The organism is Massilistercora timonensis (assembly GCF_048354975.1).
In the GTDB taxonomy this organism is placed as follows: Bacteria; Bacillota; Clostridia; order Lachnospirales; family Lachnospiraceae; genus Massilistercora; species Massilistercora timonensis.
In genome coordinates this window covers 35489-49427 of sequence record NZ_DBGCJQ010000061.1, presented here as the reverse complement: position 1 = coordinate 49427, position 13939 = coordinate 35489, and the positions used below count along the sequence as shown (strand labels likewise).

Below are 13939 nucleotides of genomic sequence, written 5' to 3'. Positions count from 1 at the left end.
TCATAAGAATAGAACCATTCAATTTTCATCTTAAAAGAACAGGAAGCGATCCAATTGTCCAGGGCAATGTCTCAGGAGCAGAAATTCGAAATGATGACGGAGGCGCCCATCCCCGGTCTTATCGGCCGTCTCGCCGTCCCCACCATCATCAGCATGCTCATCACATCATTCTACAACATGGCCGACACCTTCTTCGTCGGCAAGATCGGAACCAGCGCCACCGCCGCGGTAGGCGTGGTATTCCCTGTGATGGCCATCATCCAGGCCCTGGGATTTTTCTGCGGTCACGGCTCCGGCAACTCCATCTCCCGACATCTGGGCTCCAAGGACGTCCAGTCCGCCAGAGAGCTGGCTTCCACCGGATTCTTCCTTGCCTTCGCCCTGGGGATCCTTGTGATGGTCCTGGGCCTTATCTTCCTGGACCCTCTCTCCCATCTCCTGGGCTCAACTGAAACCATCTTCCCTTACACCAGGGATTATCTGCGCTTCATCCTTCTTGGGGCACCCTATATGACTGCCCAGCTGGTGCTCAACAACCAGCTCCGCTTCCAGGGGAATGCCTTCTACGCTATGATCGGCATCACCTCCGGCGGCGTGCTCAACGTGATCCTGGACCCCATCTTTATCTTCGTCTTTGACCTGGGGATCTCCGGGGCCGCCATCGCCACCATCCTAAGTCAGTTCGTCAGCTTCTGCCTGCTGCTTGTGGGGCTTCGCGTCTCCAAATGTATTCCCATCCACCTCCGCAACGTGCGTCTTACCGCCCTGCGGCTTCGCGAGATCATGGGCGGAGGACTGCCCTCTCTCTTCCGGCAGGGGCTGGGAAGTATTGCCACCACCACTTTGAATATCGCGGCCAATCCCTACGGAGATGCGGCTATCGCCGCCATGTCCGTGGTCAGCCGGATCATGATGTTCGCCAACTCCGCTCTCATCGGCTTCGGCCAGGGCTTCCAGCCGGTGTGCGGCTTCAACTACGGCGCCGATAAATACGATCGGGTAAAAGAAGCCTTCTGGTTCTGCGTGAAGGTCTCCACCGCCGTCCTTCTGGGCCTGGCTGTTCTTGGCGGCTTCCTCTCCGGCCATCTCATCTGGATCTTCCGCAACGACCCGGATGTGATCCAGATCGGCACCACCGCCTTACGCTTCCAGTGCGTCACCTTCGCCCTGAACGGATGGATCATCATGAACAACATGATGATGCAGACCATGGGCAAGACTGTTCCCGCCACCATCCTGGCGGCCTCCCGGCAGGGGCTGTTCTTCATCCCCGCCCTTCTCATCCTGCCGCAGTTCCTGGGGCTTACAGGTATCCAGTGCGCCCAGGCGGTATCCGACGTCTTCACCTTTGCCCTCACCACCCTCCTGAACCGGAAGGTGATGAGGTCCCTGAACAACCGATAACCTTCAGAGTTTTTCAAATACCCGCAGTAGTTCTCCCACGCTCCATGCCTTGGCAAAACATCCTTTGGAAGATATGGGATTCCCCCCATCGTAGATTTCCGGCAGTTGTCCGCAGCACCCCTCCCGCAGAGCGCTCTCCAGCACTTCCAGCTGATTTCTTACCGTTTCTTTTGCTTTACGGTCCTCTCCGTGCACCTTCAGATAAGCCAGATAATAAGCCCCCAGCGGGAAGACCCACACCGTTCCCTGGTGGTAGGCCAGATCCCGCTCTGATACCACTCCACTATAAACCGGATGAAACTGTGGATCTTCTTCTTCCAGTGTTCGAAGTCCGTAAGGCGTATAGAGTTTCTCAAACACCACGTCCACGATCTGCCGTTCCTGTTCCGGGTCCAGCATGGTAAAGGGCATGGAAACAGCCCAGATCTGATTGCAGCGGATCTGTTCATCTGCCCCCGACCCGGAGAGCAGGTCTTTCAGGCAATTCTTTTCCTCCATCCAGAACTTTTCTGCGAAAGACCGCCGGACTTGAAGCGCCAGCCTCCCATAACTGCTTCCATCCTTTCCCGCCGGTCCCGCCATTGCCTCCATACATCTCAGCGCATTGTACCAATAAGCATTGATCTCTACCGGTTTCCCCTGCCGGGGCGTAGGCAGGATCTCTCCTGCCTGCATATTCATCCAGGTCACCTGTTCTTCCCCTTCTCCGGCATAGATCAGCCCATCCTCGTCCATATGGATGGCATAGCGCGTTCCCCTGCAATACCCTTGAATGATCCGCTCCATCACAGGATACATCTGACACACAAATCTTTCGTCCCCGGTATCCTGCCAGTACTGCCAGACGCAATTGATGAAAAGCAGCGCCGCATCCGCCGTATCATACACCGGCTCCTGGGTTTCTTTCAGAAAATAATTGGGCATAAGCCCGTCCTTCTCATAGGACGCAAAGGTCTGGAGAATTGCTCTCGCCCTCCCATACTGTCCGGTAGCGAGGCAGAGTCCGGGAAGCGCAATCATCGTATCCCTGCCCCAGTCGCCAAAACAGGGAAAACCTGCCAGGATCGTCCTGCTGCCGGGCAAATCCCGCACCGCCACAAACTGATCTGCGCTTCTTGCCAGGAAATCTGCCAGGGGGTGGGCAAACCCCGCTTTCCGGGCAAGTTCCTTCCGATACCTTTTCTGCTGCCAGATCACTTCTGCCGCGCTGCTCTCTATCGTCTTCAGGCTGTAGAGGATCTCCAGTTCCCGGACGGCGCCCGGCTCTGCCTCTATAAAAATCTGATGGCCGGCGGCCGCCTGTCCGGTACTCCTCCTTCCATCACAAATATCGTATCGGTAGTAATACCGTTCCCGGATCTCCGGTATCTCCCTGAACGAACCGTTTGTCTTAAAGAACAGGCTCCATCCCCTGCTTTTAACCTTTGTTTTTCTCCAGTACAGATCCTGTCCTTTCTCAAGGTCACTGCCCCTGGGGACAAGCTGATAGAACGGAGTCACTGTCAGACAACAAGCCTCCCTGGTCCGGTTGGTGAGCCGGTACCTGATCGCCAGCACCGGACTGCCCGGCTTCATAGCCGCCTCCTTCTCCACTTCAACCCCTGCCGTCACATACCGCCACCTGGCCGTATCCTCATAGGAAAATTCCACCAGATTCCGAAAACCTTCCTCCGCGCTCCCATCTGCAAACTCCTGTGTGGAAAGCAGCCATTTCTGCTCTCCTCTCTCCAGTGTCTCCCGCAGTCTGTGCACCATATTGACCTGCTGGCCCGGAGATCTTACACAGGCCATAAAAAGAGCGTGATCGCTGCGGGCTGCGGCTCCGGTCACGGTAAGAGAAGAATAACCGCCCAGGCCGTCGGTAAGAAGCCAGCAATTCTCCATTCCCCGCTCCAGAGTTTTCCAATCCTGTTTCCCATAGATCCATTTCATTCCGCGCGCCTCCTTTTAAAGCCCGGAAATGTTTCGTTAAGTTTCGATATGAATTATAATAGTATATTTCTACAGGCTCGTCAATCCTGTATTGCATTTTCGTAGATTTTTGTAATATAATAAGTCCATAACAGCAACCTGTATGAAGAGGAGAAGAAAGCATGACCACGATCCAGGATATCGCACGCCGGCTTGGCGTCACAAAAGGCACTGTATCCAAAGCTCTCAACGGCGCCCCTGACATCAGCGAAACTTTACAGAAACAAATTCTGGAAACCGCGGTGGAAATGGGATATACCCGTCTGCGCAGGCAGAAAGGAACCGCGCCAAAGCTTTGCATCCTGGCCGCCAGCCAAAACATGGAGTACCAAAAGCCCCACCAGTTTGGCTACGAGGTGGTTCTGGGATTCCGGCAGATGGCGGAGCCCCAGGGCTACCAGGTAGACATCATTCCAGTGGATGAAGAATCTCAGCGGCAGGAGCCTTATGATGTATTTATGCTGAAGAATCATTATCAGGGTTCCTTCGTGATAGGATTTTCCCTCGCCGACCCCTGGATGCAGGAATTCGAGACCAGCCGCACGCCAGCCGTTCTCTACGATAACCATGTATTGGCCAACCCTTCTACGGCTTATGTGGGCGTGGACAACGACGAGGGAATGGCTCTTGCCGTCTCCCACTTAAAGGAGCTGGGGCACCAGAAGATCGGCTATCTGAGCACCTCCCCTGACTCCTATATCATGCAGGTCCGCCGCAAGGCATTTTCCCGGGCCATGCGCCAGAACGGGCTTTGCGCAGATTCCGCCTGCACAGGCCTCTCCTCTTATATCTCTCAGTGCCTGGACGAACATCTGCCTCGCTTTCTGGAAGAAGGCATGACCGCCCTGATCTGCAGTCATGACCTGATCGCCCAGGCTGCCCTGGTCCGCTGTCAGGAGATGGGCCTGCGGGTTCCGGAAGATTTCAGCGTCATCGGCTTTGACGATCTTCCCCTCTGCCCCTATACCAGCCCGCCCCTCACCACCCTTCGCCAGGACCGGATACAGCTGGGGAAAAGCGCTTACTATGCCCTAAATAGCCTGATGAATGGAGTGTCCATCGGCACGCTTTTATTACACACAGAACTTATCGTACGGGCTTCCACCGCCCCTCCGGGAAAATAAAAAAGCCAGGGCATGTATCTGCCCTGGCTTTCCTGTTCTTCTCTAGTTCCAGTTGATCCCCACGCCTGCGGCTACCGCCTTGTCGTAGATCTCTCTGGCCGCCACCAGATCCTGGGTGGCCACGCCTACCGTCTCAAAGACAATGATCTCTTCGTCATTCTCTCTTCCCACTATTTCGCCTTTGATCACCTGACCCAGGTCGCCGGTGAAGTCATCCTTGGTGATGATCCCCTGCTCCAGCGGGATCAGGATATCGCCGGACTCGGAGAGCACCGCGTCCTCAGAGTCAAAGTAGATCTTGGAGGCTCTTGGCAGAATGGCCGGATCCATCTCCTGCATATGGTGCTGATAAGCGCCTACACAACTGATGGTAGCTCCTGCTTTTACCTTTGTTCCGTCAAATACCGGCTTGGAAGACGGGGTCACGGTGATGATAAGATCCGCGTCATCAATGGCCGCATCAGAACTCTCCACTGCCACGATCCGGGTTCCGTAGTCTTTCAGTTCCTCCTGCATACGGGCGGCAAACTCTTTGGTCCGCTCCAGGTTCAGGTCATAGACTCTTACTTCCTCCAGCTTCCTGGCTGCCATCATGGCCTCCAGCTGGGTAGGAGCCTGTCCGCCGGTCCCGATAAGGGCTCCGATCCGGCAGTCCTTCTTGGCCAGCACATCAAAAGCCGCGCCGGAAGCCGCGCCGGTACGAAGCTGAGTCACATAAGTTCCGTCCAGTACTGCCGTCACCAGTCCGGTGGTCCCATCGATGAGGAGCACCTGGGCTGGAGAGGATGGGATCCCCTGGTCAATGTTGTGGGGGAAGATGTTGATGATCTTCAGAGACGCCGTGTCCATCTCCTCCACATAGGCGGGCATGAACAGGAAACATCCCTCATACTTTGGCGCCTGGATGTTGGTCCGAAGAGGGGCTTCGCATTTTCCCTCCACCACCAGCTGAAAGGCTTTCTTGTCCGCCTCAATGGCGTCCTTGATGGTAAATACTTTCTTGATATCTTCTCTTGATAATAACAGCATAATCCGCTTTCCTCCTTATTCTCTCTTACTTGTTATCTTACCGCAGAAATCCCCTTCCCGCAATGGATTTCTACCGGTGGAACCGGGCGCCCAAAGGCCAGGGCTGCATGGCTCCCCCTTCTTCCGCCGGCCGGCAGGTCTTCGCGTAAATGTTGAGGCAGCCTTTCTCTTCCTTAAGAGGCGGGCATACCCAGTTTTCCCGCCGTCTTGCCAGTTCTTCCTCGGACACCAGAAGATTCAGTTCCCCGCCCGGGATATCGATGACGATCTCATCTCCGTTTTCCACCAGGGCGATCGTTCCTCCGTCATAAGCCTCCGGCGACACGTGGCCCACGATGGCCCCGTAATTGAATCCGGAGAACCGTGCGTCCGAGATCAGTCCCACGCTCTTGTGAAGCCCCAGGCCGATCAGGGCGTCGATACTCAGCATCAGTTCCTTCATACCCGGCGCTCCCTTGCACCCTTCATACCGGATAACGATAATATCTCCCGGCACGATCTCGCCGGACTGGATGGCCTCGAAGGCCGGACGATCTCCCTCGAAGACCTTGGCCTTCCCCTTCAGGTACTTCACTTCCTCATACACTGCCGTAGGTCGGACAATGGCTCCGTTGGGCGACAGATTCCCCCGCAGGATCTTCAGTCCCGGCTCATGGAACAGTGGTTTCTCCAGGGAGTGGATCACCTCATTCTCCCGGGGCGTTACCCGCTCCAGCATTTCCTTCCAGGTAGTCCCGTACATATCCGGCACATCCGTGTAAAGCTTGCTCTCCAGCATTTTCATCACATTCATGACGCCCCCTGCATAGTGGAAATCCACCACCGTATAGGGACCGCTTGGCACCACTGCGTTGATACAGTGGATCTCTTTGGCATACCGTTCGAAATCCTCCAGGCTGAGCGGAATCCCCAGCTCATAGGCAAAGGACAGGATGTGGAGCACCGCATTGGTGGAGCCTGCTACCGCCAGGTCGAACATGATGGAATTCAGAAGCACTTCTCTGGTAATCAGCTCTGAGGGCTTCCGTCCTGCCCTGGTCATCTCCACAATGGTCTTCCCCGCCTCCCGGGCTTTGCGCAGCTTGGCGTTGTCAGAAGCCGGGATGGTGGAAGTCCCCGGCAGCACCAGGTTCAGCACCTCCCCCAGCATCTGCATGGTATTGGCAGTCCCCATGGAAGGACATGCCCCGAAGGACGGGCACACGTTGTCTTCCATCTCCATCAGCTCTTCTTCCGAAGCCCCGGAGAACCGGGCTGAATCCAGATCCGCCTCCACTACCGTCTTCCCGCAGTACTGCCCCGGCTGCATGGAGCCTCCGGTGACGATCATAGCAGGCAGGTCAAGCCGCATGGCCGCCAGATAACAGCCGGCAATGATATTGTCGCAGGACGCGATCATCGCCAGGCCGTCGAAATTGTGGACCCGGGTGACAAATTCCACCGACATGGCCACAATGTCTCTCCCCACCTGCTCGTACTTTAATTCCTCCGCCCCGTTGGCGATGTTGCCGCAAGTGGCCGGGATCCCAAACTCTACCGGCACCCCGCCGGCCGCCCAGATCCCTTCCTTCACCGCCTCCGCGATCTGTCTTAAATGGGCCGTCCCCGGGGAGCCTGCCATGTAGGAGTTGGGCACGCCGATGTGAGGTTTCTTTCGGATATCGCCGTCGGAATAGCCCGCAGCCTTCATCATCACCCGGCGGTGGGCCGCTTCCGCGCCGTTCCAGTATGATTCACTCATGGTTACGCCTCCTTTTCATCTCTTGCTTACCGCTAAAATATCAGTTATATTTATAATAACTTATCAAAAAACTGTTGAAAAGCCAGCTCTGTTAATATTTTCCATCATTTTTCTTATATTTAAGGAGGTACCTTCTTATGAGCACGCTTCACTACCGGACCCGGGCAGGCTCCGCCCCCGGCGGGAAACCCCGCCTTTACTTCTGCTGCCACCCGGAAGATTTCCCCATTTATTTTGACTCTCTGTCCCAGGAACTTCTGGATCTCTGGGACTGCGCCATCTGGTACCGGGATCTGGCGCAAAGCTCCCCCTGGGGCGCAGATGAGGAAGAAGACTTTTGTGACAGCCTGCTGCAGATGCAGCTCTTTGTCATCCCTGTCTCGGAAGCCTTCCTGATGGAGGAAACAGACGCCCGGACACGGGAATTCACCCTGGCGGCAGATCATCACATCCCCGTCCTGCCCATCCTGGTCAACAGCGGCCTGGCCGCCGACTTCAACCGGATCTGCGGCAACATCCAGTTTCTGGACCGCACATCCACCGATCTCACCGAGATCCCCTATCGCCAGAAGCTGGAAAACTTCCTGCGCACAGTCCTGGTCCCTGACGACCTGGCCCGGCAGGTGCGGGCTGCCTTCGACGCCTATGTATTCTTAAGTTACCGGAAGAAAGACCGCAGATATGCCCAGGAACTGATGAAGCTGATCCACGAAAATGAATTCTGCCGTGACATCGCCATCTGGTATGACGAATTCCTCACCCCCGGCGAGAATTTCAACGCAGCCATTCAGGAGGCGCTGGAGAAAAGCCACCTTTTCGCCCTGGCGGTAACGCCCAACCTGGTAAATGAGAAAAATTACGTCATGGATATCGAGTACCCCATGGCTCAGAAAGAAGAGAAAAAGATCCTGCCTGTAGAGCTGCAGGACACCGACCGGCAGCTTCTGAAGCAATATTACCAGGGTCTCCCTTCCTGCGTGACCAGCAGCGACAAATCCTCGCTCAAGGCTTCTCTTATGGATTCCTTCCAGGAGATTGCCGTCCGGGAAAACGACAATTCCCCGGAGCACCTCCTGTTCATCGGCCTGGCCTATCTTGGCGGCATCGATGTGGAAGTAGACCCCGGACGCGGCGTAAAACTGATCGAAGAAGCTGCCTTTGCCAGGCTGCCCCAGGCCATGGAGAAGCTGGTGTCCCTCTACCGCACCGGGTATGGCGTTCCCCTGGATCAGGAGAAGGCCATTGCCTGGCAGAAGAAACTTGCCGCCACAAGAGAAGAAGAATTCGCCCGGACAGGAACCGGAGGCGAGACGCTGCTTGCCGATCTGCAGGACCTGGCAGAGCTGTACCTGGAATGTCAGCAATACTCACAGGCAGCCGGGATCTGTCAGAAGCTGCAGGAGACGCTGGAAAAACTGTCTCCCCGTCTGGAACCGGAGACAGCAAGAAATACAACTCTCTGGCTCCATTCCCGCCTGGCCGCCTGCCTGGAAGGCCAGGGAAACTTACCCGGCGCTAGGGATGAACTGCTGGCCCATCAGAAGCTGGTAGCCAGGTGGGCAAAAGAATCCCCCACAGAAGCCGCCATCTGGGCCCTCACCGCCAGCTATGACCGCCTGGGACAGCTTGCCATGACAGAAGGGAACCTCTCCCAGGCTCTCCAAATGTTCCAGGATGGCAAACTCCTGACTGATCTGGCCGATGAAGAACTGCACAGCACCCTCTCCATGTCCCGGCGGCTCACCATGGGGCTCCAGTGCGGCAACGTCCTGCGGGAACAGAAAAAATACCGGGCCGCCCGGGAGACCTACACTCATCTTCTGCCTCTGGCCAAACGGCTGGCCCGGGACGGAGACAGCGCAGACGCCAGGAGGCTGGCAATCTGCTATATGGATCTGGGACGCATCTGCAGCAACCTGATCCTCCCCCAGAACGATTCCCTGAAATATGCCAGACAAAGTCTGGCCATCCTGGAAGATCTGACAGAAAAGGAGCCTACCTATCACAACCTGAGGAATCTGGCGGTCTGCTGCAATTTCAACGGCGACACCCTGGCCAATACCAGTCTTGGCTGGAATGAGGGCGTTTCTCCAGACGTGCTGCAGTTCTGTCAACGGGCGCTGGAGATCAGCCAAAAACTGGTTTGCCGCAGCAATTCCCTGGAAGCCTGGCTGGATCTGGCCCATACCCTTGACCGTTTCAGCCGCTACTATGGACTGAAGGGAGACAGAAAACAGGAAAAAGAGTTCCTCTCCCAGGCCGCAGACGCCGCCCGGAAAGCGGCGGAGCGTTCCGGAAGCGCCCTGGCCAGACGCGCCCTAGCCTCTTACCTAGCCCGCTTCGGGCAGTTATACGAAGAGGAAGAGGATATGGGAAATGCGAAATCCTGCTGCCAGGAAAGCTTCGCCCTTCATCAGATGATTTATGAAGAGACCCGGTCTCTGGAAGATCTTATGGCCCTGGCCTCTGATCATCAGATCCTGAGCCGCCAGGACGAAGCTGCTTTTGACTATGATGGAGCCAAACAACATAAGCAACGCAGCATTGAGCTCTGCGAAGAAGCCGTGGCCCGTGAGCCTTCTGTGCCCGCTTACCAGAACCATCTTGCCAGGTACTGTACCAACATGGCGCAGTTCTGCCACAGACGGGAGCAGGAGGAGGAAGCCCGGCATTACTGGAAGCGGGCCTTGAACCTGTCCGAGGAACTGTACCGGAAGGATCCCTCCTCCCCCAACCGGATGGAACTCTCTGAGAAGGCGGCGACTCTCGGGGACAGCTACTGCGAAGCAGGAAGCTGGGAGGAAGCCTGGCCTTATTACCAACGCTACCTGGAACTTCGCGGGACCCCGCAGCAGGATACTGCAGCCGAAAGTTCTCCGCAGCAGCCAGGGGACGCCTGGAACTACTGCTGCAACGCAGCTCTTCGCTGCGGCCATTATGAGAAGGCGAAAGAACTGGCCCTTCAGGTCTGTACGCTGCGCCGGGAAGCCTGGCAGCAAATGCCCGAAGACATAACCGCCTATGACATGGCCTGCCACTGCTTCCTGACTCTGATCGAGATCGCCCTGAAACAGAAAGATTTTGAATCAGCAGAAGATTACGGAGAAAAATACCGGGAGATGATTTGCCAGATCCCGGCCCTCTTCCCAAAGGTCCCCGCTTTCCACGGACTTTCCCTCCCGGATTACGCCGGCTCCCGCATCCGGCTGCTGGCGCAGACCTTCGAGGAACAGGCGAAGGAATTCAAGGAGAAGGAAGCCTACGACGAAGCGGAAAACGCCTGCGAACTGGCGATCCACTATGCAGAAGTCTTTGTAGAAATGTTCCCGGATCACATCGGCGGCAGGAAACAACTGGGGTATCTGAATTACACGTTCGCCTGTATCGTACCAGGCGGCTATTATTCCTACTATCTGGAAGAATCCCTGAAGATCTGGGAAGCGCTGGCAAAGGAAATGCCAGAAAACTCCAGTTTTAAGGAAAACGCCAGAATCATCCGGGAGATCCTGGAGGAGGGCTAGGAACAAGCCTTTGCAAAAAGTGCAATAAAAGAAGCGGGTATCCCCCGCTTCTTTCCTTTACTTTCCGGCCAGACAAACGTCCATCGACAGCAGCACCCGGATATTCTCCGCATCCTTTTCCTTCTCCCCTTCTGTCAGTTCCCCAAAGGGAATCAGATCCCGGTGTATCCGTCTTGCCTTGTCCTTGTTCTTCCCATTCTCAGGCGTTCCCAGGCGCCAGTTGTGGATATAGTGGTACCGATTCCACCGGATATGCTCCAGCTCGGCCAGATAGCGAAGATACTCCTCGTCCGGCTCCTGTTTCCCGGTCTCCTGCTTCCAGTCTTCTATCATCTGAAGCCGCACTTCATGGTAATCTGCCGCGCTGATATTGGAATACCTGGTAAACGCATCCAACTGGTTCCACTGATCCTCCAGATTCTGCTTTGTCTCCTCCACGCCGGAATAGAGATGGGCGTACCTGAGATTGATATGCTTGGCCCGCACCAGCAGCGCCTCATCCAGGATATGTTCCACCGTAAGAGCCTCCTGCTTCCAGTTGAAGACCACAAGACGGGACTGTTCCTCATAACAGGCCACGTCCCGGCCATCCGCCAGCACATGGACCCTCTTCTGAGGCAGGGCATAGAGAAGATCACTGAGCACGCCGGTGGTATCGCAAACGAAGATCCGGTCCGCCTCCAGAAGAAGCGCCTGCGCCTCATACCAGGGCTCTTCATGGTATATGATCCGATCCTCCATATGATCCAGCTCATGGTAAATGGCCCGGAAACGCCCTGTCTCTCCAAAGATATGGTATTCCAGCTCCTGGCCAGGAGAAAAGATGTTATTCTGCAGTCCCCACAGGAGCAGCTGCTCTTCCAGCGGCCCAAACTGAAGGAAAACCAGTTTCATCCGGTAATCCTTCTCCCTGGCCTCCTGCCAGATCCCGTACTTTTTCCAGTACAGTCTGGCGGCAATCTCTTCCTCAGAAAATAATTTCAGATCAGGCGCCGCTTTCCTTCCATTCATGGAAGCGCACCGCAGATAGACCTGCTTTCCGGCCAGTTCTTTCTGATATTTCTCATAGAACAGGAAATTCTCCCGCTCCTCTCCCAGAAAGATATAACGCTCCGCCCGGGGCAGACGGTCCCGGATCCGAATCCCTCTTGCCCCCAGTTCCTCCAGGACAGGACGAATCTCTTCTTCCGCTCCACAGACGGCAATGCTTCCCTTTCTTGCGCCTACGATCCATGCCCGCAGCCGTTCCCGCAGGGAATTGATGATCAGGATCACTCCGCCTGCGGTCATCAAAGGCGCCAGCCAACGGGCGAATTCCACCAGGAGATTCGGCGCTTCTGAGACAAAGCTAAGCGCGTAGAAGCTCATGCTGTAAAACAGAGAATTTCCCAGACTTTCTCCCGCAACCCCATAATAGCCGATCACGCCCAGCAAAAACGGAACAAAAAACAAAATAACTCTTACTATCTTCTTCATACGCCTCATCCTTATTCACAACGGAAAACCCGCAGACCAATCTCGTGGAACAAAGGCAGGATATTTCCAATGGCGTTCCGGTCCAACTGACGGATCTCCTCCGACAGTTCTTCATAGGGAACCAGATAGGGAGACCGCTTCCTCTCCACATCCTTCTCTGGTCCGTAAGTCCACCCGTTCTCCATCCGCTCCGCCATCCAGTTTTCATGCTCCGCACGGGCCAGGGCTTCCGTAAGCTCTTCCGGAAATTCCAATACTTCCTGCTCCTTTCCTCCCTCCTGGGCAGCGTACATTCCTGCCGCTTCCAGATAGCCGAAGTAAGACCGGGCCTGACGGATATTGGAATACTTCAGATCGTCGCTTAAGCTCTCCCAGTCGGGATACGCCAGCGGCTCATCCGGATGGGCCGCCTTCTGGGCCTCATTGTAGCGCTCATGGATCCGCCTGGACATCTGCTCCACATGCTCCAGGAAAGGCCGCGGCAGCTTCCTCTCGCCAGACTGAATGTGAGAAAGCAGAAGCTCCGACTTGGTGGTGACGGTTACTTCCACTCCACCTGGGAATATCTGATCCAGCTTCAGCAGCTGCTCCAGCGTCTGCTTCTTCTTCGCGGAAAAGGCTTCTCCCAGGACGCCGCCGTAAGTAATGTAATGAATCTTAAGGGAATCTTCCCCCAGTTCGATCTTGCTGTCCGCCGCCTGTACCTTCTGCCGGTCTACGATCCCGTATGCCTGCCGATTCCACTCCTGCAGCTCATCACACAGAATCAGAAGATATCCCAGAGGATGAAGATCCGCCGCCAGCGGCGGCAGAGAAAAAGGCGGTTTCTGCAGCACATGCTTGTAGTAGTTATGCAGAAGGATGGCACAGGCCGCATCCAGAATGGCCTCCTGATAAATCTGTCTGGAAGAATCGCTTCCTCCCGCCATAAACCCATAGTGCTGCAAAAGCGCCAGAGCGCTGTAATATCCGTGATCCACATGGCCGCCCTGCTGCATATCCCGGATAAATCCGGCGAGAGTTTTTTCCAGAAGTTCTTCATCCACTCCCAGCGTCTCCCCCATATGGCGGCTTAACATAGCCACAAAGTCAAGCTTCTCCCCATTGCAGGTCAGGGTGGTCAGGCAGGCCTCGTCCTGATAGCCGATATAAGTCCCCGCGCTCCGCGTCCCGTCAGCCACCACGGTCCCGATGAATTTCTTCACCTGGTTACTGGTGATCTCCACCGGATAGCCGGTATCATGGAACAGAGCCGCCATCCCCCAGCGGAAGAAGAATTCCTCCTCCACCCCGGAGAAGGAACACTTCCCCTGTCCTTCCAGATAAGCTTCTGCCGCATTGCGGAAAGCGGGATTCCTCTGCCAGATCCGGATCCCCAGCAGGAACACATTGACCGAATGCACATAGTGGTCCCGCTGCTTATCAATAAGGAGCGCCGCGTTCTCCTCATATCCCCGCAGGATATCCAGAAGATCCACGAAGTTATCGTTCCCGCCAAGCAATTGCTTGTAGCAGTCCAGAAATGTCTCATAGACCTCCCCTGCCGTCTCTTTATTGTCCCGTTCGGCAAAAGCCTGCAGGGCCTCCTTCATGTAAATGCCATAGCTGTGGCTGTTTTCTTTGTCTTCCTTCATCTGAAACGACCGGAAGAACTTGCTGATCGTTGTTTCCAT

At 55.6% G+C, this 13939-nt stretch carries 8 protein-coding genes; 3 read left to right on the top strand and 5 right to left on the bottom strand.

The annotated features are described in order from the left end of the window. The first annotated feature begins 54 nt into the window (after nucleotides 1–54). A complete protein-coding gene (locus ACML7B_RS05360; protein WP_418539620.1) occupies nucleotides 55–1404 on the top strand; it encodes an MATE family efflux transporter in 1350 nt (449 codons plus the stop codon). A gap of 3 nt (nucleotides 1405–1407) precedes the next feature. Here ACML7B_RS05360 and ACML7B_RS05355 read toward each other — a convergent pair whose 3' ends face one another. After that, on the bottom strand, nucleotides 1408–3336 hold the full coding sequence (locus tag ACML7B_RS05355; RefSeq protein WP_418539617.1) for an amylo-alpha-1,6-glucosidase: 1929 nt from the start codon (nucleotides 3334–3336) through the stop codon (nucleotides 1408–1410). A 161-nt stretch (nucleotides 3337–3497) separates the two neighbouring features. Between ACML7B_RS05355 and ACML7B_RS05350 the strand changes: the two genes are divergently transcribed. Then, complete coding sequence (locus ACML7B_RS05350; protein ID WP_418539615.1) at nucleotides 3498–4499, top strand: LacI family DNA-binding transcriptional regulator; 1002 nt, start codon at nucleotides 3498–3500, stop codon at nucleotides 4497–4499. Nucleotides 4500–4541: 42 nt separating this feature from the next. On the opposite strand, the gene ACML7B_RS05345 is transcribed toward ACML7B_RS05350, so the two are convergent. Further along, nucleotides 4542–5528, bottom strand: coding sequence for an ornithine cyclodeaminase family protein (locus ACML7B_RS05345; protein ID WP_418539612.1), 987 nt, complete (start codon nucleotides 5526–5528; stop codon nucleotides 4542–4544). Between the two features lie 70 nt (nucleotides 5529–5598). After that, a complete protein-coding gene (gene ilvD, locus ACML7B_RS05340; protein ID WP_418539610.1) occupies nucleotides 5599–7269 on the bottom strand; it encodes a dihydroxy-acid dehydratase in 1671 nt (556 codons plus the stop codon). A 137-nt stretch (nucleotides 7270–7406) separates the two neighbouring features. Between ilvD and ACML7B_RS05335 the strand changes: the two genes are divergently transcribed. Continuing rightward, nucleotides 7407–10790: a TIR domain-containing protein gene (locus tag ACML7B_RS05335; RefSeq protein ID WP_418539607.1), complete on the top strand. Its 3384-nt coding sequence runs from the start codon at nucleotides 7407–7409 to the stop codon at nucleotides 10788–10790. A gap of 57 nt (nucleotides 10791–10847) precedes the next feature. Here the strand turns inward: ACML7B_RS05335 and ACML7B_RS05330 are convergent, their stop codons facing one another. Continuing rightward, a complete protein-coding gene (locus ACML7B_RS05330) occupies nucleotides 10848–12266 on the bottom strand; it encodes a hypothetical protein (RefSeq protein WP_106789102.1) in 1419 nt (472 codons plus the stop codon). Between the two features lie 11 nt (nucleotides 12267–12277). Next, nucleotides 12278–13939, bottom strand: coding sequence for a RyR domain-containing protein (locus ACML7B_RS05325; RefSeq protein WP_418539605.1), 1662 nt, complete (start codon nucleotides 13937–13939; stop codon nucleotides 12278–12280).